Here is a 23,099-nt window from a genome sequence, read left to right as displayed (position 1 = left end):
GCACAGGGTCGTCCTGACGAGGCACCCTCCCCAGGGTGTCGCGTCGGCGTCCGGCCGCGGTGGGCGGCTCGCAACGATCGGGGCATGACAGCAACCGAGCAACGAGCATCCGCCCCGCCGCCGCCGACCCCGACGCCCGTCCGGCGGTGTCGGGGTCGGCGGACCGCCGCCGTCGTCAGCGTCCTGACGGCGGTCGGCGTCCTCGCCGCCCCGGCCCTCACCCCGTCGGGCTCCTCCGCCGACACGCTCGCGTTCCCGTACGTGCACGACTTCTCGTCGAGCGACGGCGGCACGCTGAGCGGGGACGCCCGGATCGTCGACGACCGACTCCGGCTCACCGACGACGCGCAGAAGCAGGCGGGTGCGTGGTCGACGGACGACACCTTCCCGTCGGACCTCGGTCTCGAGGTCGAGTTCGACTACGCGATGTACACGACCTCGACGGACGAGGGGGCGGACGGGCTGCTGCTCTTCCTGGCGGACGGCGCGGCACCCCAGGGCGTGGGCGCCTACGGAGCCGCGCTCGGCTACGCGTGCCGCTCCAGTGCGACCCAGGGCGACGTCTACCCGTGCGACCTGCCCGGCGTCCCGGGCGGTGTCGTGGCGGTCGCGCTCGATCGGTACGGCAACTTCTCGAAGGCCCTGAACGAGTCCGGTCCCGGTCCCCGTCCGGACTCGGTCGTGGTGCGGGGTTCCGGCGACGACGTCACGGGGTACCGGTACGTCGAGGGCGTGTCGGCGCCCGGGGGGACGCGGACCGCGGGCCGCGGCACCCGCAAGGTCCGGGTCACGCTCCAGCCGGACGGTCCGGGGAACCTCGCGATCTCCGTGCGCATGGAGGTCAACGGCGTGATGAAGACGGTGCTCGACCGGGTCCCGCTCGCCGGCGACGGTCAGGCACCGCTCCCCGCGACCCTCCGCCTCGGGTTCAGCGCGGCGACCGGCAGCCACGTCGACGTGCACGAGATCGACGCGTTGCGGGTGTGGCAGCCGGCCGATCTCGCCGTCTCCCAGGACATGCCGGCGAGCGCGGTCGCGGGGAGCGAGTTCCGCTACGAGGTGCACGCGCGCAACGTCGGCGTCAACGACTCGGACCCGAGCCCGCTCCGCGTCGAGGTGCCCGACGGACTGCAGGACGTGTCGTGGACCTGTGCACCCGAGGCCGGGTCGGGCTGCGTGACCGCGAGCGGCACCGGCGACGTCGCGACCGGCCTCGACCTGCCGCGGGGTGGTTCCGCGGTCGTCACCGTCACAGGACGGGTGGCGCCGGACGCCACCGGTCCGCTCGAGAGCACCGCCACGATCGCGCCCGCGTCTCCGCTGGCCGACTCGGACGAGACGGACAACACCTCGGTCGTGTCGGCCGACGTCGTCCAGCCGCCGCCCGCCACGAACGCCCAGGTGGAGACGGACAAGTCGGTCACGCCGTCCGTCGGTGTCGCCCCCGGCGACGCGCTCGAGTACGTCGTCACCGCGCGGAACCGTGGTCCGGCGACCGCCGCCGACGTCGGGGCGGTCGACCGGCTGCCGGACGCCGTGCGGTTCACCGGCTCCGACGACGGCTGCACGGCCGACGGGCAGCTCGTGACCTGCCGGTCCGGTCGTGCCCTCGGCGTCGGCGAGTCCGTGGCCTTCCGGATCCGCGCCGTGCTGGACCCCGACTACCGCGGTGACGGCTCGGACGTGGTGAACGTGGCCACGGCGACGTCCCCGACCGACCAGGACGGCGGTGATCCCTCGCCCGAGGTGAGCATCGGCGTCGTCGTCCCGGGCGGTGGCGACGACGGCGGCGACGGCGGTGGTGACGGTCGCCCGTCTCCGACCACCGGACCGACCGCCACGCCCACGCCGACGTCCACGCCGACGGCCGCGGCCGCGGCTGGCGTCGGGGGCGACGGTGCGGGCGGCGGTCCGGCGTCGTCGGGTCGCCCCGGCTCGCTCGCCTGGACCGGTGCCGAGGGACTCGGGCTGCTGGGCGCGACCGGCGCGGCAGCGGTGCTCCTCGGCGGTGCGGTCTGGTGGGTGCGGCGACGGCGGGCCGCGTTCGAGCGCCGAGCCGGATCGAGCGAGTAGCCGGCGGGGACCCGGACCGGGCGGTCGGCGCTCGGTCCGGGTCCAGTCGCCCCGGCGGTAGACTGGGGGACACGATCCGCTCGCCCGAAAGAGGTCCCGTGTCCGACTCCGTGGACGATGCCGGCCAGCGCTCGCGGTACTGGCCGATCCCCGTCCTCCGGGCAGTCCCAGCCGCGATCGTGGCCGTCGTCATCACCTTCTCGTCCAACCACGCCGCGGGCTACGGCCTGCTGCTGTTCGGCGCGTTCGTGCTGGTCGACGCCCTCGTGCTCGGGTTCGCCGGTCTCCGGCGGCTGCCCCTGGACGGACGCTCGCGGGCGACGACCCTGGCGCAGTCGGTCGTCGGTCTCGTCGCCGCCGTCGCCGCGTTCGCGACGAACGGCATCGGTCTCCCGGCCTTCATCACGATCGTGGTCGGCTGGGCGGTCCTCGGCGGTGGACTCGAACTCGCACAGGGAATCCGGTCGCGCGGCCGGTCCCCGTTCACCCGTGACTGGACGACCGTCGGGGGACTGACGCTGCTGCTCGCGGTGGCCTTCCTCCTCACGCCGCCCGACTACTCCCAGCAGCTCGGTGGTGTCGAACGCGTGACCGGGACCCTGGACGCGGCGATCGTCCTCGTCGGCCTGCTCGGCGCGTACCTCGCCATCGCGGCGGTCTTCCACGTGATCGCCGGACTCTCGCACAAGTGGGGAACGGCAGCCCCGGCTGCCGCCCCGGACGGAGCACCACACGCATGACCACTCCCAGCCGTCGCGACCGCCTGCGTCCGGCCGAGCTCCTCGTGATCTCGGCGATCGTCGCGGTGTTCATCGGAGCGGTCGTGCTCTTCTCGACCCGGGAGTTCGAGCTCGCCCTGGTCTTCCTCGGCATCGCGTTCATCGTGGTGGTCGTGGTCCTCGCCATGCTGCAGCTCGCGACCTCCAGCGACCAGGACGACAACGACATGCTCGGCGGCCACAAGTCGCCGAGTGAGCGGACCGAGGGCGACGAGTTCCACTGACGCAGACGGCGTCGCCCCGGCGACGCTGACACGCCCGGGATCACGATTCCGCCACGGTCTCGTCATGATCGCTGCGCCTGCGACACCTCTGGAGTGAAGGGGGTGGGATGTGGACGTGACCACGGAGACGGACGAGGCGATCGTCCGCGGCATGGCCTCGGGCGACCGAGGGGCGCTGGCCCGTGCGTTCGACCGGTACGCCGCCACCCTCACCCGCTACGCGTGGGCGCTGGTCGACGACCGGCAGGACGTCGAGGAGATCGTGCAGGACGCGTTCCTCACGCTCTGGCAGCGCGCGGCCACGCTCGAGCTCCCGGCGGACACGATGCTGCCGTGGCTGCTCGTCGTCTGCCGGAACCACGCGTTCAACGCCGGACGGAAGCGCACGAAGCACCGCGCCGACGAACTCCCCGAGACGCTGCCGGCTCCCGAGGACCACTCGGAGGCCCGTGAGCGACTCCGCTGGGTGCGCGACGAGATCGCCGCGCTCCCCGAACTCGACCGACGGATCTGCGAGATGTGCCTGCTGGACGGACGCTCGTACGCCGATGCCGCGGCGGCCCTCGGCCTGAGCGTCGGGGCCGTCACCCAGCGCGTCTCGCGCAACCGACGCCGACTCAGGAAGGTGGTGATGCAGGATGAACACTGAACCCCCCGAGGGGGACGAGCTGCAGCAGATGCTCGTCTCGATGAAGCAGACCGTGCTCGAGCGCGCGGCACCGCGCCCGAGGCGACGCCACGGCCGTGCCGGCGTCGCTGTCGGTGTGGTCGCCCTGCTCGCACTGGGGACCGCGACCGGTGCGGTGGCGCTGACGCTCTCGCAGCAGGACCGCCCGGCGGCCGCTCCCGCACAGACCACGGAACCGGTGCCCGTGCCGTCGGCCACGACCCCGTCGTCGGCGCCGATCACCGGCCGACCGACTCCTCGACCGGTCCCGACGCCGACCGCGCCGACGGTCGCGAACGTGCCGACCTCCTGCCGCGACACGGTTCCGGGGGAGGACTACGACCGGCTGTTCGGTGCGACGCCGCTGACGGAGATCGTCGCGTCCGAGCAGGCCAGTACCGGCACGGACGATCCCGAACTGGCGGACCTCGGCGAGGCCCCGGCGATCACCTGTCGGTGGATGGACCCGCGAGCCGACGTCAGTGGACTCGAGCTGCGGATCGGCCCGGCGCTCCCCGACGCTGCCGATGTCCTGCGCGGCAGTCCGCACCAGTGCGCGGAACAGGACCACGGGCTGGTCTGCCGAGCGACGACCCCGGCCGATCCGTACCCGGTCGACCGCATCACGACCTGGTTCGTGCGGGACGACACCTACGTGATCGTGTCGCAGACCAACTTCCCGACGAACGGCCTGCTCGACGCCGTCGTCGGGGAGATCTGGGGGGGCTGACGGCCTGGAGGCGCGTGGGGACCCGACCCCGCGCCTCCAGTCCGTCGGTGGGACGCGCACAGCGCGACCTTCCTCGAGATCTCAGCCCACTCTCGCCGCGACGATGTCGCGGGCGAGCGTGCGCGTCGCCCGGTTCGGCTCCGCGCCGGACCGCATCGCGAGCCCGATGCGCAGCGGTTCGACCTCGTCCTCGAGCTCGATGACGGCGCCGTCGTGCCGGACGCCCGAGTCCGGGACGACCCCGACGCCCAGACCGGCGGACGCGAACCGGATGACCGCCGGCATGTCGTTCATCTCCGCGACCACCCGTCGCCGGATGCCGAGTCGATCGAGTGCGGCGTCGAGGATCATCCGGTTGCCGAACCCGTGCGCGGTGTCGATGAACGGCTCGCCCGCGAGTTCCGCCAGCGACACCGACGCCCGTCCGGCGAACGGGTGGTCGGCGGCCGTGAACACCCGGAAGGGCATCTCCCGCAGCGGTTCGACCACGACCCCGGCCGGGACCGACGGCAGCCCGGTGTAGGCGAGGTCGAGCCGACCGGCCACCAGGTCCTGCACGAGTCCGGTCGTGCCCGTCGGCGAGGTCATCAGCTCCACCGCGACGAGCGGGTGCCGCTGCCGGAAGCGCCGGAGCACCCCGGTCAGGTCGACGATGTCCATGCTCGTGAAGATGCCGAGTCGCACGCGCCCGCGGAGGTCGGCGTCGTCGACGGTCGCGAGGTCGCGCATCCGGTCGAGGGCGTCGAGCACGGTCCGTGCGTGCGGGAGCAGGTCCTCGCCGGCGGTGGTCAGCACGAACCGACGGCCGCTGCGGTCGAAGAGCCGCACGCCGAGCGAGCGCTCGAGCGACGCGATGCCGGCCGACACCGTCGACTGCGCTGCCCACAGGCGCTCCGCGGCGCGCGTGACGCTGCCCTCGGCCGCGACGGCGACGAACTGTTCGAGCAGACGGGTCTCCACCTCCCGAGTATCGATCGGATCGATGGTCGCCATCAAGAGCATCCGTTGGACTCGATGTTCTGCGGCGGACATCATCGGAGCATGTCCCCGACCGCCGCCCCCGCTCCCTCCGTACGCACACCCTCCGAACCGGCCCCCGCGCCCCGCGGGCGCCGCGCGCACTCCCGCCGTCGGCACGGCGCCGGTGCCTGGGCGGTCGCGTTCGCGTTCCTCACGGTGATGGCCTTCGCGACGGTCCCGGCGCCGCTCTACGTCATCTACCAGGCGCGCGACGGCTTCCCGACGTTCACGACGACGGTGGTCTTCGCCGCGTACGGGGTCGGCGTCGTCGTCTCGCTGTTCCTGGCCGGACACCTCAGCGACGTGCACGGACGACGGCCGCTCGTGCTCGCGTCGGTCGCGATCGAGCTCGTCGCGGCCGTGCTGTTCCTGGTGTGGAACGACGTCGCCGGGCTGGTCGTCGCCCGGCTCGTGACCGGCCTCGGCGTCGGGCTCGTCACCGCGACCGCGACGGCGCACCTCGCCGAGCTCCGGGTCCGGGCGACGGGCTCGTCCGACGCCGCACGGGGCGCGAGCGTCGTCGCGGGGGCGGTCAACCTCGGCGGCCTGTCGCTCGGCGCGCTGGTCGGCGGCGCCCTGGCGGAGTTCGTCGGGCAGCCGCTCGTCGTGCCGTACGTCGTGATCGTCGTCGCCCTGGTCGTCGCGTTCGTGGCGGTCCTCGCCGCTCCGGAGACCGTCGACCGGTCCGAGCAGCCCGTGCCGTACCGGCCGCAGCGGATCGCCGCCCCCGAGGGACAGGCGGGCGCGTTCTGGGCCGCCGGGGTGGCCGCCTTCGCCGCCCTGGCCGTGCAGGGGCTCTTCACCTCGGTCGCCCCGACGTTCCTCGGCACGACCTTCCACGTGACCGACCGTCTCGCGGCCGGCGCGACGACCTTCGGTGTCTTCGCCGCGAGTGCGCTCTCGCAGATCGTGTTCGCCAGGCTCTCGCAGCAGCGGCAGATCCGCCTCGGACTGGTGCTCCTCGTGGGCGGTCTGGTCGTGCTCGCCGGGGCGGCGGTGTTCCTGCAGGTCGCGGGCTTCATCGGCGGCGGGGTCGTCGCGGGGGCGGGCGTGGGGCTGCTGTTCCGCGCGGCGATCGCCCGCGCCGGCTCGCTGGTCGGACCGGAGCAGCGCGGCGGGGTCCTGGCGGCGACGTTCCTCGTCGCGTACGCGGGCCTGACCGTGCCGGTGGTGGCGGTCGGGGCGGCGCTGCTCGTGCTGCCGACGCTGCCGGTGCTCCTCGGCTACGTGGTGTTCGTGGTCGTGCTGGCGCTCGTCGCGGGCACGCGGTTGGCGTCCCGCGCCGGGTAGGGGCAGCGCGACGAACCACGATCACGACGTCGAACCAGCACGGGGGCCTGGTTCGACGTCGCACCCGTGGTTCGACGCACCCGGGCGGCGACGCACCGCCGCACTGCCGCACCACCGCCATACTGGAGCGCATGCCCCAGCAGCGCCGTCGTCCGGTCGTCACCGCCGTCGCCGCACTGATCGCGGCCGGGCTCGTCGCCGGCGGCTTCGCCCTGACCGCCCAGCGCAGCGGCGAGGACCCGGTGATCGGCCCCGGCGCGGCCACCGTCGCCCCGAGCGCCACCGCGGCTGACGGAGCACCCGCAGCCGAGGGCGCCCCGCACGACGGCACCGTCACGATCACCCGCACGGGGCCGGACCTGCCCGGCGCCGACGTGCTCGACCGCTGCGACACCGACAGCCGCGCCACGGTCGCCCGGTACGACACCGCCGCGCTCGGCCAGGTCGTCCTGCAGTGCGGCACGTCGGGCCAGGGCTACGAGCACATCCGCGTCCGGCACACCGCCGACTGGCGGGACGTCCTCGGCTCCCGGAGCGATCGCGACTGGGACGACGCCATGCTCACCGCCGTGCAGTCGGTCCTCGAGTCGCCGCCCTCCGGCTACCCGCAGGACGCCGGCGACGGCAAGGTCTGCTACGCGGCACCGGTCCGGTTCGACGACGGATCACGACCCGCGGCCGAGCCGAACGTCCGCGTGATCGTCTCCGCGACGACCGACCGGGTCATCACGGCCTTCCCCACGGACGACGGCGGCTGCTGACCCGAGCCCCACGAGGCGCTCCTACGCGTGCACCTCGTGCTCGTGCCGTCGGTGCGACACCGGTTCGAGCTGGAAGGTCGAGTGCTCCACGGGCACGTCGAAGTGCTCCGCCACGCACCGCTGCAGGTCGTCGAGGATGCGCGGGGCGTGCGCCGTCGAGAAGCAGTGGTCGTCGACCACCACGTGCGCGGTCAGGTTCGGCACGCCGGTCGACACGAGCGTCGCGTGCAGGTCGTGCACCTCGATGACGTGGTCGAGCTCGAGGATGTGCGCCCGGACGTCGTCCAGGTCGAGGCCGGGCGGGGTCGACTCGAGCAGCACGTTCGCCGTCTCGCGGAGCAGTCGGACGGCCCGCGGCAGGATGAGGAGCCCGATCAGGATCGCCGCGATCGAGTCCGCGCGCTCCCACCCGGTGACCATGAGCACGACGGCCGCCACGATGACCGCCACCGAGCCGAGGGTGTCGTTGAGCACCTCGAGCCGTGCGGCGCGCGAGGTGAAGCCCTCGCCCGAGGCGCGCAGCAGCACGGCGTAGGCCACGAGGTTGCCGACGAGTCCGACGACGCCGAACACGAGCAGCGGCCCGGCGTGGACCTCGTCGGGGACGAACAACCGCTGCACCGCCGAGATCACGACGTAGACGCCGACCGCGAGCAGGATCGCCGCCTGCGCGGTCGCACCGAGCACCTCGGCGCGCTGGAACCCCCACGTCCGCTGCGCGGTGGGGCTCCGGCGGGCGAGCCGCGTCGCGACGAGACCGATGCCGAGGCCGCCCGTGTCGACGACCATGTGCCCGGCGTCGACGAGGAGCGCGAGCGACCCGGTGACGACGGCGCCGACGACCTCGGCCAGCAGGATCGTCGCCGAGATGCAGAACGCGACCAGCAGTGCGCGCTCCGAGGCACCGGCGTGGCCGTGCGCGTGGCCTCCGTCGTGGTCGTGTCCCATGCCTCGATCGTAGGCAGTCGCACCGACGACGTGCCAGGCTCGAGCCGTGACCCCGTCGCCGTACCAGCTGACGACGCCGTCGCACGTGCTCGACCGGTTGCACCCCCGTCTCCGCGCGTACTTCGGCCCGGTCCCGCCCGGCAGCGTCGGCCGCGGCGAGGGCGTCTTCGACGTGGTCGGCACGCCCCGCCGGTGGCTGTGGCCGGTCCTCGCCTGGCTCGCCCGTGACGGGATCGTGTTCCCGGTGTGGGAGCGGGCCGTCCCGTTCACGGTCGAGAACCGCCCGGCGCGCGTCGGGCGCGGGTGCGGCACCGGCCGGGAGGCGCACCCCACCCCGGCGGGACGGCCCGCCTCGACACCGACCGGGTCCCACCCCGGGGCGGCGGGCAGCGTCGCCGTCCGCGCCCACCGCACCTTCCGGTTCCGCTCCGGCGACCGGACCATGGTCGACGCGATCACCGCCGAGCCGGAGGGCCTCGTCGACCACCTCGGGCACCGCGGCCGCCTGAGCGCCACCCTGCGGGCCGAGGTCGACGTCGACGGCCCGGACGCGGGCGCCCTGCGCCTGGTCTCCACGCGCGTGACGGTGCGTGCGCTGGGACGCGACCGGAGCCTCCCGTCCGTCCTCGCACCGCGTGTGACGCTCGTGGAACGATTCGATGACGATGCCGACGTGCAGCGCGTGTCCCTGGTGCTCAGCGCCCCGGTGCTCGGCACGCTGTACCGGTACGAGGGGGCGTTCCGGTACGAGATCGCGCCGGACACAGGACGGGGATGAGATGAGCGACGAGCAGCGCCGTGTCGTGATCGCGGGAGCGAGCGGGTTCGTGGGGCGGTACCTGCAGGACGCCTTCCGCGACGAGGGGTACGAGGTCGTCACGGTCGGGCGCACCGGCGACGCGGTGTGGGGCAACACGGTGCGCATCCGCGCGCTGGTGGACGGTGCCGCGCTCGTCGTGAACATGGCGGGCAAGAGCGTGAACTGCCGGTACGGACGCCGGAACCGGGCGGAGATCGTGCGCTCCCGGGTCGACACGACGCTGGAGCTCGCCGAGGCGATCCGCGGCGCCGAGCACCCGCCGCCGCTGTGGGTGAACGCCTCGACCGCGACGATCTACCGGCACGCCGACGACCGCCCGCAGGACGAGGCGACGGGTGAGCTCGGCGAGGGCTTCTCGGTCTCGGTCGCGAAGGCCTGGGAGGAGGCGCTGTTCACCGCCGACCTGCCGCACACCCGCCGCGTCGCACTCCGGATGACGATCGTGTTCGGCGACGGCAGCGCCCTCGTGCCGCTGCTCCGGCTCGCACAGGCCGGGCTCGGCGGGCCGCAGCTCGACGGACCGTGGTTCCCGACCCGCGCACGACTCCGTGCCGGCACGTACCACCACGACCGGCACACCCACGGCCGCCAGCGCTTCAGCTGGGTGCACATCGCCGACGTCCTCGGGGCGATCCGGTTCGTCCGCGACCACGAGGACCTCGACGGACCGGTCAACGTCGCGAGCCCGGAGCCGTCGGACAACCGCACGGTGATGGCGACGATCCGGGAGGCGGTGGGTCGGCGTTTCGGGCTGCCCACGTGGCGCTGGATGCTCGAACTCGGGTCCTTCGCGATCCGCACCGAGACCGAGCTCGTGCTGAAGAGCCGGTGGGTGGTGCCGACGCGGCTCGTCGAGGCGGGCTACGAGTTCCGGTACCCGGACCTCCGCGGGGCGCTCGCCGGGATCATCGCGGAGCGCCGCCAGCACCGGGACTGACCGCGGGCGACGCCCCCGTCCGCGCGAGACGGTCCTCCGGCGCCGAGACGGTCCCGGATCCGGCGGCGTCTCGGGCAATCGACGGCGTCTCGGCGGCACGGGCGGCACCGGCACCGGCAGCGGCACCGGCGACCGGCAGCGCCCGTGGTGTCCTCGACGACCAGAGCACGGCGGCGACGACCACCGCGCCGGCGACGACCTCGACCACGTCCGGCACCTCGCCGAAGACCGCCCACGACGCGAGGACCCCGACCACGGGCACGAGCATCGAGAACGGCGCGACCGTGCTCGACGGGTACTTCCCCATCAGCCGCGACCAGATCCCGTAGCCGACGAGGCTGCCCGCGACGACGATGTAGAGCAGGCCGAGGTCGGCCGGCAGCGCCGACGTGGTGAACGCGGTCCCGAACGCCTGCCCGACGCGGGCCGGGCCCTCGACCAGCAGGGACAGCGCGAACATCGGCACCGGCGGCACCACCGCCCACCAGAGGGTCAGGTGCAGCGGGTTCACCGGTCCGGTCCGTCGCGTCGCCACGTTGCCGAGCGCCCAACCGAGGGCACCGCACAGCACGAGCACCACCGGCAGCAACGCGGCGGTCTGCGCCCGGTGCACGGCGATCACGCCGAGGGCCGCCACGGCGACGCTCACCCCGACGACCTGTCGTGCCGTCAGACGCTCGCGGAGCAGCACCCCGGCGAGCACGACCGTGAACGGCGCGGACGCCTGGATCACCAGCGAGGCGAGCCCCGAGGGCATCCCGGCGGACATGCCCAGGTAGAGGAACGCGAACTGCAGCACGCCGAGGGTCGTCCCGACGAGCACGATCCACCGGAACGGCACCTTCGGCCGCGGCACGAACAGGATCGTCGGCACCGCGAGCAGCGTGAACCGCACGGCTGCGAGCAGGAACGGGGGCCAGTGGTCGAGCGCGATCGCGGTCGCGGGGAAGTTCAGGCCCCACGCCACGGCGACGACGAGGGCGAGGAGACGGTCACGGAGGAGCACGGTCCGATCGTGCCGGAGCGGAAGCGGTAGCACCAGCGCAGGGTTCGACAGCATCGTTGTAGGGTCCCTGCATGGTCGGCTTCGACATCGCCCTGCTGCCGGTCCTCCGCGAGCTCGCCGAGCGGGGGAGCGTCACCGCGGTCGCCGCCGCGACGCACCGGACGCCGAGTGCGGTGTCGCAGCAACTCCGGACGCTCCAACGGCAGGCCGGTGTCCCGCTCGTCGAACGCGTCGGCCGCGGGGTCCGGCTCACCGCGCACGGCCGGGCGCTGGCCGGCATGGCGACCGGGGTGGCGACGGCACTGGCCACGGTCGAGTCCGCCTGGGCGGAGCACCTCGCGGGCGCGACGGGCACGGTCGACCTCGCGGTGTTCCCCTCGGCGGCCGAGCTCCTGCTCCCGGGCCTGCTGACCCGGATGCGGGACCACCCCGGCATCGTGCTCGAGCTCTCCGACGTCGACGTCAGCGAGGGGGAGTTCGCACCGCTCACCGCCGACCACGACGTCGTCATCGGGCACCGCCCCGACGGCGCACGACGGGCGAACGGCGCCGTGGTCGAGACGGTCGCCCTGCTCCGGGAGCCGCTCGACGTCGCGCTGCCCCTCGACCACGCGCTCGCCGGACGGGAGCGTGTCGGCGTCGAGGACGTCGTCGACGAGACCTGGATCGGCGTGCCCGAGGACTACCCGATCGACCGGGTGCTGACGGCGCTGGCGGCGGCGTCGGACGTGCCACCGTCGGTGGCGTTCCGCACGATCCACCTGCCGGTGATCGAGAACCTGGTCGCCGCGGGGCACGGGATCGCGCTCGTGCCGCGGTACACCTCGGGGACGCGGGCACCGGGGCGGTTCCGACTGGCGACACTGGCCGACGTGCGCGCGGGGCGGCGCATCGAGGCGCTGGTGCGCCCGGACCGCGCGGTCCGACCTGCGGTCCGCACCGTCCTGGAGGCGCTGGTCGCCGAGGCGCGCGCCGTCACCACCTGAGGTGGTGCGGTGCGCGGCGGGGCCGCCCCGCGCCTCCCGTCCGCCCCGCGCCTCCCGTCCGCCCTGTCGTCGCCACCCGCGAGCGGGCTCAGACGTCCAGGTGGTCGACCAGCTCGTCCGCCAGGCCCGTGTAGGTCCCCGGCGTCAGGTTCGTGAGCCGCGCCTTCGCACCCGACGAGATGTCGAGCCCGTTGACGAACGCCACGAGCTCGGCCTGCCCGATGCGCTTGCCGCGGGTCAGCTCCTTGAGCATCGCGTAGGGGTCCTCGATCTCCGACTGCCCGGCGGTGACCTCGGCACGGATGACGGTCTGGACCGCCTCGCCCAGGACCTCCCAGTTGTGGTCGAGGTCCTCCGCGAGCCGACCCTCGTTCACGGCGATCTCGCCGAGCCCGCGACGGAGGTTGTCGAGCGCGAGCAGCGAGTGCCCGAACGCGACGCCGATGTTCCGCTGCGTCGTCGAGTCGGTGAGGTCGCGCTGGAGGCGGCTGGTCACGAGGGTCTCGGAGAGCGTCGAGAAGAGCGCCGACGAGATCTCGAGGTTCGCCTCGGCGTTCTCGAACCGGATCGGGTTGATCTTGTGCGGCATCGTCGACGAGCCCGTCGCACCCGCGATCGGGATCTGCGTGAAGTACCCCATCGAGATGTAGGTCCACACGTCCGTGGCGAGGTTGTGCAGGATCCGGTTCGCGTGGCGCACGCGGTCGTACAGCTCGGCCTGCCAGTCGTGCGACTCGATCTGCGTGGTGAGCGGGTTCCAGGTCAGGCCGAGGCCCTCGACGAACTCCTTCGACAGCGCGGGCCAGTCCGCCTCGGGGTCGGCGGCGAGGTGCGCCGAGAAGGTGCCGGTCGCGCCGGAGAACTTGCCGAGGTACTCGCCGCCCTCGATCTGCGCGAGCACCCGCTCGAGGCGGTAGACGACGACGGCGAGCTCCTTGCCGAGCGTCGTCGGCGTCGCGGGCTGGCCGTGCGTGTGGGAGAGCATCGGGACGGCCCGGAGCTCCTCGGCCATCGTGCGCAGCGTCGCCAGGACGGCGCGGTACGCGGGCAGCCAGACCCGGTCGACGGTGTCGCGGACCGTCAGCGCGTACGAGAGGTTGTTGACGTCCTCGCTCGTGCACGCGAAGTGCGTCAGCTCGGCGATCGCGTCGAGCCCGAGGTCGGACAGCCGGCGGCGGACGAAGTACTCCACGGCCTTGACGTCGTGGCGCGTCGTCGCCTCGATCTCGGCCAGCTCGGCGATCTCCTGCTGGCCGAAGGTCTCGACGACCCGACGGAGTGCGGCCTTGTCGTCGATGCTCAGCGGCGAGGTGGTGAACATCGCGTGGTCGGTCAGGAAGATGAGCCACTCGACCTCGACCACGATGCGCGCGCGGTTGAGGCCGGCCTCGGAGAGGTGCTCGCCCACCGTGTGCACGATCGGGTAGTAGCGCCCGTCGAGCGGGCTGATCGGCTGCGGGGGAAGGGGGGTCATGGGGCTCCCTGACGGACTGCCGGTTCGAGTTGGCGGAAGAGCGCCCGGCAGGCCCGCTCGACGGTCGAGAGCACTCGGTCGAACTCGTGCCGGTCCGCGTAGTACGGGTCCGGCACGTCGGTCTGCTGGGGCCAGGCGTCGTCGTACCGCAGCAGGAGCGTCACCTTGGCGGCGTCGTCCATGGTCGGTGCCCACGACCGCAGGACGCGTTCGTGGGAGCGGTCGAGTGCGACCACCAGGTCGAGGTCCGGGAACCGGTCCGGGTCGAACTGGCGGGCGCGATGCCTGCTGCCATCGTATCCGCGTGCCGCCAGCGCCGCGATCGTGCGCTCGTCGGCGGGTTCGCCGACGTGCCAGTCCCCGGTGCCGGCGGAGTCCACCTGGAAACGGTCGGACAGCCCCGCGTCCTCGGCCATCTGGGCGAACACGATGCCGGCCATGGGCGACCGGCAGATGTTCCCGCTGCAGACGAACGACACGCGGAAGGGAGCAGGGCCGTCCTCGGTCATGTGCACATCATGGCGCAGCCGGGTGTCCTCCGCGACGACGGTGCGGCCGGGGGCGACGGTCCGTCACGGACGCGAGCGGCGCAGCACCGGGCGCACGATCAGCCCGATCAGCCACGAGAACACGGCGAGCACGAACGCGCCGACGATGCCCCAGCCGAACGACTCGACCTGCAGCCCGAAGCCGATCGCGTCCGAGATGCCGGCGACGATGAGCAGCAGCACGGCGTTCACGACCAGCGAGATCAGGCCGAGCGTCAGCACGTACAGCGGGAACGCGACGATCCGGATGATCGTGCCGACGACCGCGTTCACGAGCCCGAACACGAACGCCACGAGCAGGAACGTGAGCACGACGGCGGTGGTGTCGCCGTCCCCGAAGGGCGTGACGGTGACGCCGCTCACGAGGAGGGTGGTGAGCCACAGCGCGACGGCGTTGACGACGAGGCGGACGAGGAATCGCATGCGGCCATGATGCCCGCGGACGCCCCCGTCACGCTGGGTCCGCGCGGTTACGCTGACTGTCGTGACTGACGAGCGCGTGCACATCCGGCCCGAGGTGGCGGTCCTCCCCGCCTACAAGCAGGGCCGACAGGCCGCGCCCGAGGCCTTCAAGCTCTCGAGCAACGAGAACCCGTTCCCGCCGCTGCCCGGCGTCGTCGAGGCCGTGCAGGCGCAGACCGCCTACAACCGCTACCCCGACGCCACCGCCCTGGCCGTGCGGGCCGTGCTCGCGCAGCGCGCCGGGCTCACCGTCGACGAGGTCCACGTCGCACCGGGCAGCGTCGCGATCCTGCACGAGCTGGCGAAGGCGACGAGCGGCCCCGGTGACGAGGTCGTCTACGCCTGGCGCTCGTTCGAGGCCTACCCGGGCGTCGTCACCGTCGCGGGCGCCACGAGCGTGCAGGTGCCGAACCGCCCGGACGGCGGGCACGACCTCGACGCCATGGCCGCGGCCGTCACCGGGCGCACCCGCATGGTGATCGTCTGCACGCCGAACAACCCGACCGGCCCGGTCGTCACCGCCGCCGAGTTCGACGCCTTCATGGCCCGCGTGCCGTCGACCGTGCTCGTGGTGCTCGACGAGGCCTACGCCGAGTTCGTCACCGAGCCCACCGCGGTCCGCGGGACGCCGCTGCTCGAGCGGTACCCGAACCTCGTCGTCCTCCGCACGTTCTCCAAGGCGTACGGACTCGCGGGCCTGCGCGTCGGGTACGCGTTCGGTCCGGCGTACGTGCTCGATGCGGTCCGTGCCTGCGCGATCCCGCTGTCGGTCACGGCGCAGGGGCAGGCCGCCGCGCTGGCGAGCCTCGAGCGTGAGACCGAGCTGCTCGAGCGGGTCGCCGAGCTGGCCGCCAGCCGCGACCGCATCGTCGCCGCGCTGCGGGAGCAGGGCTGGGACGTGCCGGACGCGCAGGGCAACTTCGTGTGGCTGCCGACGGGCGACCTCACGGCCCACGCGGCCGAGCGCTTCGAGGCCGCCGGCATCGTCGTCCGGGCCTTCGGGAACGAGGGGATCCGGGTCTCGATCGGGGAGCACGAGGCTGTGGGAACGCTCCTCGAAACGGCGGGGTCGCTTGTGGGGGACCTCCAGGCGGCCCGGTAGCCCCTGGCGTTACGCTGACCGACATGTCATTCCACGCCGCGGCCCCCGCGACGGCCACCGTCCGGATCCTCGACCTCGAGGGCCGGTTCGTGGAGACCGACGAGAACGCCGAGTACGCCGCCGTCGCGCGGGCGATCCCGGACGAGACCCTGCTGGCGATGCACCGCCGCATGGTGCTGACACGTCGGTTCGACCACGCGGGCCACAACCTCCAGCGCACCGGACAGCTCGGCCTCTGGGTCCCGAGCCACGGACAGGAGGCCGCGCAGGTCGGTTCCGTCTTCGCGCTCCGCGACCAGGACCACGTCTTCCCGTCGTACCGCGAGCACGCCGTCACGATGCACCGCGGCGTCGAGCCGATGGAGATCATCGCGATGTACCGCGGCCAGACGCACGGCGGCTGGGACCCGGACGAGCGTGGCAACACGCACATCTCCACCCTCGTGATCGGCTCGCAGACGCTGCACGCCACGGGCTACGCCCTCGGCCAGAAGCTCGACGGCGACGTCGGCACGGGCGACCCGGACCGCGACGCCTGCACGATCGTGTACTTCGGCGACGGCGCGACGAGCCAGGGCGACGTGAACGAGGCGTACGTCTTCGCCGCGTCGACGCAGGCCCCCGTCGTCTTCTTCCTGCAGAACAACCACTGGGCGATCTCGGTGCCGGTGTCGGTGCAGTCCCCGACGCCGCTCGTCGACCGCCCGCGCGGCTTCGGCATCCCGAGCGTCCGGGTCGACGGCAACGACCTCCTCGCCTCGTACACGGCGTCGCTCGTCGCGACCGACCACGCGCGCAGCGGTCAGGGCCCGGCATTCGTCGAGGCCGAGACCTACCGCATCGGCGCCCACACGAGCTCCGACGACCCGACCCGCTACCGCCTCGACGACGAGCTGGCCTCGTGGGTCGAGCGCGACCCGATCGCCCGCTCGGCCGCGTACCTGCGCAGCCGAGGTGTGACGGACGAGCAGCTCGCCCGGTTCGACGAGGAGGGCGAGGACATCGCCGCCGACGTCCGCCGCGCGACCGTCGCCCTGACCCCGCCGTCGGTGGACGTCATGTTCGACAACGTGTACCGCGAGCCGCACCCGGTCACCACCGCGCAGAAGGCCTGGCTCGAGCAGTACGAGGCCGGTTACGAAGGGGGCTCCCACTGATGAGCACCACCGAGCAGCTCTTCGACTACACGCTCCGCGCCCACCCGGGCGCGGGCGAGATCCCGAGCGAACCCGTGCAGACCCTGCCGATGGCCAAGGCGCTCAACGCCGGCCTGGCCGCCGCGATGGCCGCTGACGACAAGGTCCTGCTGATGGGCGAGGACATCGGCCAGCTCGGCGGTGTGTTCCGCATCACCGAGGGCCTGCAGGAGCGCTTCGGCGCCGAGCGCGTCCGCGACACCCCGCTCGCCGAGGCCGGCATCATCGGCACCGCGATCGGCCTGGCCCTGCGCGGCTACCGCCCGGTCGTCGAGATCCAGTTCGACGGGTTCGTCTGGCCGGGCTTCGACCAGATCACCTCGCAGCTCGCCAAGATGCAGAACCGTCTGCCGCCTCACATGTCGCTGCCGGTCGTCATCCGCATCCCCTACGGCGGGCACATCGGCGCCGTGGAGCACCACCAGGAGTCCCCGGAGGCGTACTTCGCGCACACCCCGGGCCTGCGCGTCGTCAGCCCGAGCACGCCGAACGACGCCTACTGGATGATCCAGGAGGCGATCGCGTCGAAGGACCCGGTCGTGTTCCTCGAGCCGAAGTCCCGCTACTGGCCGAAGGGCGAGGTCGACCTCGTCGACGGCCACGTCCCGATGCACACGACGCGCGTCGCCCGCACCGGCACCGAGGTCACCCTCGTGGGGCACGGCGCCATGGTCGCCACGCTCATGCAGGCCGCGGACATCGCCGAGGCCGAGGGCACCAGCTGCGAGGTCATCGACCTCCGCTCGATCTCCCCGATCGACTGGGAGCCGCTGCTCGCCTCGGTCCGCAAGACGGGTCGCGTCGTCATCGCGCAGGAGGCCTCCGGCTTCGTGAGCGTCGGCAGCGAGATCGCCGCGACCGTCGCCGAGCAGTGCTTCTACACGATGCAGGCGCCGCCGATCCGGGTCTCCGGGTTCGACGTGCCCTTCCCGGTGTCGAAGCTCGAGCACCTCCACCTGCCGGACGCGGACCGTGTCCTCGAGGCCGTCGACCGCGCCCTCGCATACTGACCGAGCCGACCAGAACGTTCGAAGGAGCCGCAGTGCCCGCCGCCGAATTCCCCCTGCCCGACGTGGGCGAAGGCCTGACCGAGGCCGAGATCGTGCAGTGGCGCGTCGCGATCGGGGACGAGATCGCCGTCGACCAGGTCCTGGTCGAGATCGAGACCGCGAAGTCGCTCGTCGAGCTCCCGTCCCCGTTCGCCGGCACCGTCACCGGACTGCTCGTGTCCGAGGGTGACACCGTCGAGGTCGGCAAGCCGATCATCCGGGTCGACTCCGACGCGCAGGTCGCGTCGGGTGCGGCACAGCCGGGAGGCACGGCGCCGGTCGCCGACAGCGTCCCGGCCTCGCCGGACGTGCAGGCCACCCCGCCTGCCGCGGCAGCCGTGCCGGCTCCCGTCGCGCAGGCTCCGGCCGCTCCGGCCCCGGCGCAGCAGGCCCCGCGCGCGGCCGCGGCGCCCGCTCCTGCAGCAGCGCCCGCGCCCGCCCCCGCCGCCTCGCAGCCGAAGCACGCCGCTCCGGCGCAACCGGTGGCGGACCACGCCACCGTCGTCGGCACCGACGAGTCGTCCGGCGCCGTCCTGGTCGGCTACGGCTCCGCGACCACGTCGCCGTCCCGCCGGAAGCCGGGCGCGCGGCGGGCCGCAGCGCTCGCGGCCGAGGCGAGCCGCGCCTCCAGTGCGGACGCCGTCGCCGCGGCCGAAGCGGCTGCCGACCCGGGCGAGGACAGCATCTCGCAGGCCGTCGGCGAGCAGGGCTCCCGACCGCGCAAGGCCGTCGTGTCGGGCATCGTCCTGGCGAAGCCCCCGATCCGCAAGCTCGCGAAGGACCTCGACGTCGACCTCGCCGAGGTCGTGCCGACCGGCCTCGCCGGCGAGGTCACCCGCGACGACGTCATCCGCCACGCCAAGCAGGCCGGCGTGTTCCGCAACATCGAGACGCCGGAGTGGGGCGACGTCCGTCGCGAGACGATCCCGGTGAAGGGCGTCCGCAAGGCCATCGCGAAGGCGATGACCACGTCGAAGTTCACGGCACCGCACGTGTCCCTGTTCGTCGACGTCGACGCGACCCGCACGATGGAGTTCGTCAAGCGCCTGAAGTCCTCGCCGACGTTCGCCGGGGTGAAGGTCTCGCCGCTGCTCGTCTTCGCGAAGGCCGTGATCTGGGCCGTCCGGCGGAACCGGTCGGTGAACTCGACCTGGACCGACCAGGAGATCATCGTCCACCACTTCGTGAACCTCGGCATCGCCGCGGCGACCCCGCGTGGGCTGATCGTGCCGAACATCAAGGACGCGCAGGACATGTCGCTGTTCGAGCTCGCGAAGGCGCTCGAGGACCTGACCCTGACCGCCCGCGACGGCAAGACCACGCCGCAGCAGATGGCCGACGGCACCGTGACGATCACGAACATCGGGGTGTTCGGCATGGACACCGGCACGCCGATCCTCAACCCGGGCGAGGTCGCCATCGTCGCGATGGGCACGATCAAGCCGAAGCCGTGGGTCGTCGACGGCGAGGTCCGCTCGCGCATGGTGACCACGATCGGTGCGTCGTTCGACCACCGGGTCGTCGACGGGGACGTGGCATCGCGCTTCGTGCACGACATCGCCTCGGTGCTCGAGGAGCCGGCGCTCCTGCTCGACTAGCCGAGCGATCGGACCGACGGAGCCGGTCCGGTGTTGCGCGATGCCGCAGCGCCGGGCCGGATCGCGCGGACGTCGCGTGGTGTTCACCGGCTTGTCGGCGGTGCGGGTGATGATCGGTGCATGGCCCACCAGCTCCTGACCCCACAGCAGGAGATCCGGACGGATCGCCTGGTGCTCACACCGCTCACGCCCGCCGACATCGACGACGCGCACGCGGTCTTCTCGGACGCCCGCACGTGGGCGCACCTGCCCTCCGGTCGGCACGTCGACCGTGCGACCACGGTCGACCTCGTCCAGCGGAAGATCGGCGGCCGCGCACGGCACGGTCTCGGCTCCTGGGCCGTTCGGACACCCGACGGCACCTTCGTCGGGATCGGTGGCGTCGACATGACCGCAGCGGGGGTCTGGAACCTGGGCTACCGCCTCGCGCCGTCGGCGTGGGGGCACGGCTACGCGAGTGAGATCGCTGCCGCGGCGGTGGCCCAGGCGAACCGGGTCGCCCCGTGCGCGCCGGTCACCGGGCGGGTGCTGACGAACAACCCGGCCTCGGCAGCGGTGCTGCGGAAGGCCGGGCTGTCGCTCGTGTGGCAGGGGCCGGCGTCCGTGGCGGCACCGGGCGGGGTGTCGGGCCAGGTGTGGACCGACCGGGAGCTCACCGACGACCAGTTCGCCTGGCTCGTCCGCAACGCCTGACGCGGGCATCCAGCACCGCCGCCCGAAGCCGCCGGGCGGGTCAGGCAGCGCCGCGATCCCGTCGGTCGTGGAGCGTGACGACCCGCGTGGCGCGCGCGGTCACCGACGGCGCGTGCGTCGCGATGAGCACGGCAGCGCCGTCGGCGGCGAAGGCTTCCAACCGGTCCAGCACCATCGCGGCGTTACCGTCGTCGAGCGCACTGGTCGGTTCGTCGGCGAGGATGACCGACGGCTCCTTCACCAGGAGCCGTGCGAGGGCGACGCGCTGTTGTTCGCCGCCGCTCAGCTCGTACGTGCGGTGGGTCGAGCGGCCGCCGAGGCCGACCTGCTCGAGTGCCGCGGCGGTGGACGTGCTCCGGCGTCGGCCGCGCCCCGTCGGACGGGCCAGGTCGACGTTGGCGCCGACGGTCGCGTCGTGGACGAGACCGAAGTCCTGGAACAGGTACCCGATGTGGTCGCGTCGGAGCAGTCGCGCGCGACGCGCACTCCGCCCGGCGTCCACGCCACCGATGGTGATCGTCCCGGAGTCGACCCGGTCGATGTGCCCGACGCAGTCGAGCAGTGTCGACTTGCCGCAGCCGCTCGGCCCCGTGAGCGCCACGACCTCGCCGGGCGCGACCGCGAAGGAGAGGTCCTCCCAGAGCGTGCGACCGCCCCGCTGCTTGCTGACGGCCAGGACGTCGATCATCGTGCTCCGTCTCCTCGGGTCCTGTCGGTGCCCCGAGCCGTGCCGAGGACGATCCCGGTGCTCACGAGCGACACCGCCATCGCGGCCGTGATCGCGAGCAGCGCTGCCGGCGTGGCGGTCTGCGTCAGCGGGTCCAGCGTCGAGACCTGCCACGTTGCATCCGGCCTGAGCCGGGACCACGCCGCACCCGCCGCGACCGCTGCGACGGCGACCGACACCACCTCCACGGCGAGCAGGTCGGCGTCCGCTCGCACCGGGTGGACGCCCGCGACGGTCTTCGCGAACCTGGCCCGTCCGTGTCGGCGACGGTGTGCCGACGTCGCCAGTACGGCGAGCGCGACCGCCACCACGGCGCCGCTGACGACGGCAGCGGACTGGGCCACGACCGTCCGTCCGGCACCGCGTGCCGTCTCGGCTGCCGCTTGTCCGACGTCGACCACGGCACTGATCTCCGAGCCGACCCCGGCAGCGTGGATCGCCCGCTCCGCGCGCGCTCGGTCGCGGAACACGACGTCGCCGGTCGACAGCCACGAGCCGAGCTGGTCCGCCGAGAACATCGTGGCCGGCGTCGGGACGACCACCAGGACGGCGTCGTCGACCCACCCCCGGACCCGACCGCCGTCCGGGTACGTCCAGAGCTCCGGCGTGCCGAGCCGCCCGACGGTGACGTCCTCGGTGGCCGCAGCGGGCCCGTCACGGAAGTCCCAGTCGGTGAGTGAACCGACGAGCGCGTCCGGGTCGAGGCTGCTGCGCTCGGGCAGCCAGACGGTCGGCGTCGCACCGGCACGGATGCGGGTGCCGTCTACTGCGCGGACGTCCTGGAGCCGGAGGTACTCGGCATCGACGAAGAGCGCGGACACCCCCGCGCCGCCCTCGCCGGTCGAGACCTCCCTGAGCGCGGTGAGCAGTGCGTCGTGGTCCTGCAGTGCGCCACCGACGAACCGGCCGAGCCGGTCCCAGTACACCTGCGACCCGATCGGTCGGGGGTCCGGCGTGATCCAGAGCTGCACGGCCGTCCCAGCCGCGCGGAGGTCGCGTTCGGTGCCGGACGTCCGCGCCACGACCTCGGCGCCGACGAGACCGCTCACCGCGGCGACGAGCAGCAGTGTCGCCGCCAGGCGTGCGGCGTGCGCGAGGCCGACGACGCCACCCGGTGGCCGCGACCCACGGAGGGCGTCGACGAGGGGGCGTCGGCAGGCGAGGAGGACGCCCGTCGCGTGGGCGAGCAGCACCGGCACGAGCAGCGCGGCGCACAGCAGCGCGGACGCGGCGACGAGTGCCGGCCACTGCGCTGCGCCGTTGACGACCCAGGTGCCGACGCCGACGAGTGGCGCGCCGACGAGCGCGACCGCCGCGCTCGTCCGCAGCGCACCGAGCTCCTGCCGCAGGATCCGCACGGTGCTCTGCCCGTGCAGTCGGGGGACCGCACAGCGTCGCGGCGAGCCGACCGTCGCCACCAGGCACGCGGTGGCCGATCCGAGCACCAGGACGCCGACCAGACCGAGGGTGCCGTCGACCGTGTCACCGATGCCGAGTCGGGCGAGCGCCGGGGTCGACTCGGTCGTCGCTCGGTAACCGACCGAGTCGAAGGCGCGGACCAGGTCGTGGCGGGCGGCGTCGTCACCGAAGAGTTCGTACGTGCCGGTCGGATCGACGTGGTCGAGGTCGGACACGGGCCGGACCCGGGTCGACACCGCACGGGAGAAGTCCGGGTAGCCGTCACGGAGCCACCGCTCGCCGAGCGTCCCCGGAGCGTCGGTCACGAGCGCTGTCCGGCGACCGTCCGGGTCCGCGCGGTCGGCGACCATCCGGACGACGGTCGCGTGGTGTTCCACGGCGACGCGGGTGATCGCTCCGGCGACGATCCGGTTCGACCGCGCCGCGCCGTCGAGGGAGACGGTGACCGAGGACGTCGCCCCGACCACGCTGGTCTCGTCCGCCACGGTGAGTCCCACGAAGGCGAGGACGAACGCGAGGACGGGCGGGATGGCGTAGGCGAGTACGAGTGCGCGGGATCGCATGCGTCCTTCCGCTCCGCTGACGTGTCC

General features: G+C 73.2%; 23 protein-coding genes. 15 read left to right on the top strand and 8 right to left on the bottom strand.

The window, feature by feature from the left end; translation table 11 throughout:
• Nucleotides 1–84 precede the first annotated feature (84 nt).
• From QUG92_RS12140 to QUG92_RS12120, 5 genes are all read left to right on the top strand, one after another.
• Nucleotides 85–2,073 carry a lectin-like domain-containing protein gene (locus tag QUG92_RS12140; protein ID WP_289459241.1) on the top strand — a complete coding sequence of 663 codons (1,989 nt, stop codon included), beginning with the start codon at nt 85–87 and terminating at the stop codon, nt 2,071–2,073.
• A 98-nt stretch (nt 2,074–2,171) separates the two neighbouring features.
• Nucleotides 2,172–2,813 (top strand): hypothetical protein, encoded by a 642-nt coding sequence (locus QUG92_RS12135; RefSeq protein WP_289459240.1) that lies wholly within the window; start codon nt 2,172–2,174, stop codon nt 2,811–2,813.
• Nucleotides 2,810–3,076 carry a hypothetical protein gene (locus tag QUG92_RS12130; protein WP_182047631.1) on the top strand — a complete coding sequence of 89 codons (267 nt, stop codon included), beginning with the start codon at nt 2,810–2,812 and terminating at the stop codon, nt 3,074–3,076. Before QUG92_RS12135 ends, QUG92_RS12130 begins: the two co-directional genes overlap by 4 nt.
• A gap of 115 nt (nt 3,077–3,191) precedes the next feature.
• Complete coding sequence (locus QUG92_RS12125) at nt 3,192–3,725, top strand: RNA polymerase sigma factor (RefSeq protein ID WP_259346248.1); 534 nt, start codon at nt 3,192–3,194, stop codon at nt 3,723–3,725.
• Nucleotides 3,715–4,473, top strand: coding sequence for a hypothetical protein (locus tag QUG92_RS12120; RefSeq protein WP_289459239.1), 759 nt, complete (start codon nt 3,715–3,717; stop codon nt 4,471–4,473). Before QUG92_RS12125 ends, QUG92_RS12120 begins: the two co-directional genes overlap by 11 nt.
• Nucleotides 4,474–4,554: 81 nt before the next feature.
• On the opposite strand, the gene QUG92_RS12115 is transcribed toward QUG92_RS12120, so the two are convergent.
• Nucleotides 4,555–5,466, bottom strand: coding sequence for a LysR family transcriptional regulator (locus QUG92_RS12115; RefSeq protein WP_289459238.1), 912 nt, complete (start codon nt 5,464–5,466; stop codon nt 4,555–4,557).
• A gap of 48 nt (nt 5,467–5,514) precedes the next feature.
• Here QUG92_RS12115 and QUG92_RS12110 point away from each other — a divergent pair, with 48 nt between their 5' ends.
• On the top strand, nt 5,515–6,783 hold the full coding sequence (locus QUG92_RS12110; RefSeq protein WP_289459237.1) for an MFS transporter: 1,269 nt from the start codon (nt 5,515–5,517) through the stop codon (nt 6,781–6,783).
• Between the two features lie 131 nt (nt 6,784–6,914).
• Complete coding sequence (locus tag QUG92_RS12105; RefSeq protein ID WP_289459236.1) at nt 6,915–7,544, top strand: hypothetical protein; 630 nt, start codon at nt 6,915–6,917, stop codon at nt 7,542–7,544.
• A 21-nt stretch (nt 7,545–7,565) separates the two neighbouring features.
• Here the strand turns inward: QUG92_RS12105 and QUG92_RS12100 are convergent, their stop codons facing one another.
• Nucleotides 7,566–8,492 carry a cation diffusion facilitator family transporter gene (locus tag QUG92_RS12100; protein ID WP_289459235.1) on the bottom strand — a complete coding sequence of 309 codons (927 nt, stop codon included), beginning with the start codon at nt 8,490–8,492 and terminating at the stop codon, nt 7,566–7,568.
• Between the two features lie 46 nt (nt 8,493–8,538).
• On the opposite strand from QUG92_RS12100, the gene QUG92_RS12095 reads away from it, so the two are divergent.
• Both QUG92_RS12095 and QUG92_RS12090 read left to right on the top strand, forming a co-directional pair.
• Entirely contained in the window at nt 8,539–9,270 is a 732-nt protein-coding gene (locus QUG92_RS12095; protein WP_289459234.1) for a DUF4166 domain-containing protein, read from the top strand.
• Between the two features lies 1 nt (nt 9,271).
• Nucleotides 9,272–10,249: an epimerase gene (locus tag QUG92_RS12090; protein ID WP_289459233.1), complete on the top strand. Its 978-nt coding sequence runs from the start codon at nt 9,272–9,274 to the stop codon at nt 10,247–10,249.
• Here QUG92_RS12090 and QUG92_RS12085 read toward each other — a convergent pair.
• Nucleotides 10,218–11,255, bottom strand: a complete 1,038-nt coding sequence (locus tag QUG92_RS12085; RefSeq protein WP_289459232.1) for an EamA family transporter — start codon at nt 11,253–11,255, stop codon at nt 10,218–10,220. The two genes, QUG92_RS12090 and QUG92_RS12085, sit on opposite strands and share 32 nt — an antisense overlap.
• Before the next feature lie 71 nt (nt 11,256–11,326).
• On the opposite strand from QUG92_RS12085, the gene QUG92_RS12080 reads away from it, so the two are divergent.
• Nucleotides 11,327–12,241, top strand: a complete 915-nt coding sequence (locus QUG92_RS12080; protein WP_289459231.1) for a LysR family transcriptional regulator — start codon at nt 11,327–11,329, stop codon at nt 12,239–12,241.
• 88 nt (nt 12,242–12,329) lie between these two features.
• Here QUG92_RS12080 and purB read toward each other — a convergent pair whose 3' ends face one another.
• The 3 genes from purB to QUG92_RS12065 form a co-directional block, all read right to left on the bottom strand.
• Nucleotides 12,330–13,715, bottom strand: a complete 1,386-nt coding sequence (gene purB / locus QUG92_RS12075; protein ID WP_289459230.1) for an adenylosuccinate lyase — start codon at nt 13,713–13,715, stop codon at nt 12,330–12,332.
• Nucleotides 13,712–14,224, bottom strand: a complete 513-nt coding sequence (locus QUG92_RS12070; RefSeq protein ID WP_069711952.1) for a low molecular weight protein-tyrosine-phosphatase — start codon at nt 14,222–14,224, stop codon at nt 13,712–13,714. Before QUG92_RS12070 ends, purB begins: the two co-directional genes overlap by 4 nt.
• 63 nt (nt 14,225–14,287) lie before the next feature.
• Nucleotides 14,288–14,686, bottom strand: coding sequence for a phage holin family protein (locus QUG92_RS12065; protein WP_069711953.1), 399 nt, complete (start codon nt 14,684–14,686; stop codon nt 14,288–14,290).
• Between the two features lie 61 nt (nt 14,687–14,747).
• Between QUG92_RS12065 and QUG92_RS12060 the strand changes: the two genes are divergently transcribed.
• From QUG92_RS12060 to QUG92_RS12040, 5 genes are all read left to right on the top strand, one after another.
• Nucleotides 14,748–15,827 carry a histidinol-phosphate transaminase gene (locus QUG92_RS12060; RefSeq protein WP_182047324.1) on the top strand — a complete coding sequence of 360 codons (1,080 nt, stop codon included), beginning with the start codon at nt 14,748–14,750 and terminating at the stop codon, nt 15,825–15,827.
• A 23-nt stretch (nt 15,828–15,850) separates the two neighbouring features.
• A complete protein-coding gene (locus tag QUG92_RS12055; protein ID WP_069711955.1) occupies nt 15,851–16,984 on the top strand; it encodes a thiamine pyrophosphate-dependent enzyme in 1,134 nt (377 codons plus the stop codon).
• A gap of 89 nt (nt 16,985–17,073) precedes the next feature.
• The gene (locus QUG92_RS12050) at nt 17,074–18,033 is read left to right on the top strand and encodes an alpha-ketoacid dehydrogenase subunit beta (RefSeq protein ID WP_289459252.1); all 960 of its coding nucleotides are present in this window, start codon (nt 17,074–17,076) and stop codon (nt 18,031–18,033) included.
• Between the two features lie 32 nt (nt 18,034–18,065).
• Nucleotides 18,066–19,670: a dihydrolipoamide acetyltransferase family protein gene (locus tag QUG92_RS12045; protein ID WP_289459229.1), complete on the top strand. Its 1,605-nt coding sequence runs from the start codon at nt 18,066–18,068 to the stop codon at nt 19,668–19,670.
• 120 nt (nt 19,671–19,790) lie between these two features.
• Complete coding sequence (locus QUG92_RS12040) at nt 19,791–20,363, top strand: GNAT family N-acetyltransferase (RefSeq protein WP_289459228.1); 573 nt, start codon at nt 19,791–19,793, stop codon at nt 20,361–20,363.
• Nucleotides 20,364–20,403: 40 nt separating this feature from the next.
• On the opposite strand, the gene QUG92_RS12035 is transcribed toward QUG92_RS12040, so the two are convergent.
• Both QUG92_RS12035 and QUG92_RS12030 read right to left on the bottom strand, forming a co-directional pair.
• Nucleotides 20,404–21,051, bottom strand: coding sequence for an ATP-binding cassette domain-containing protein (locus QUG92_RS12035; RefSeq protein WP_289459227.1), 648 nt, complete (start codon nt 21,049–21,051; stop codon nt 20,404–20,406).
• The gene (locus QUG92_RS12030) at nt 21,048–23,072 is read right to left on the bottom strand and encodes a hypothetical protein (RefSeq protein WP_289459226.1); all 2,025 of its coding nucleotides are present in this window, start codon (nt 23,070–23,072) and stop codon (nt 21,048–21,050) included. Before QUG92_RS12030 ends, QUG92_RS12035 begins: the two co-directional genes overlap by 4 nt.
• Nucleotides 23,073–23,099: the final 27 nt, after the last annotated feature.

It is taken from the genome of Curtobacterium citri (assembly GCF_030362955.1).
GTDB lineage: Bacteria > Actinomycetota > Actinomycetes > Actinomycetales > Microbacteriaceae > Curtobacterium > Curtobacterium citri.
The sequence above is the reverse complement of the archived record's forward strand: the minus strand, read 5'-3'. Positions and strand labels throughout refer to the sequence as shown.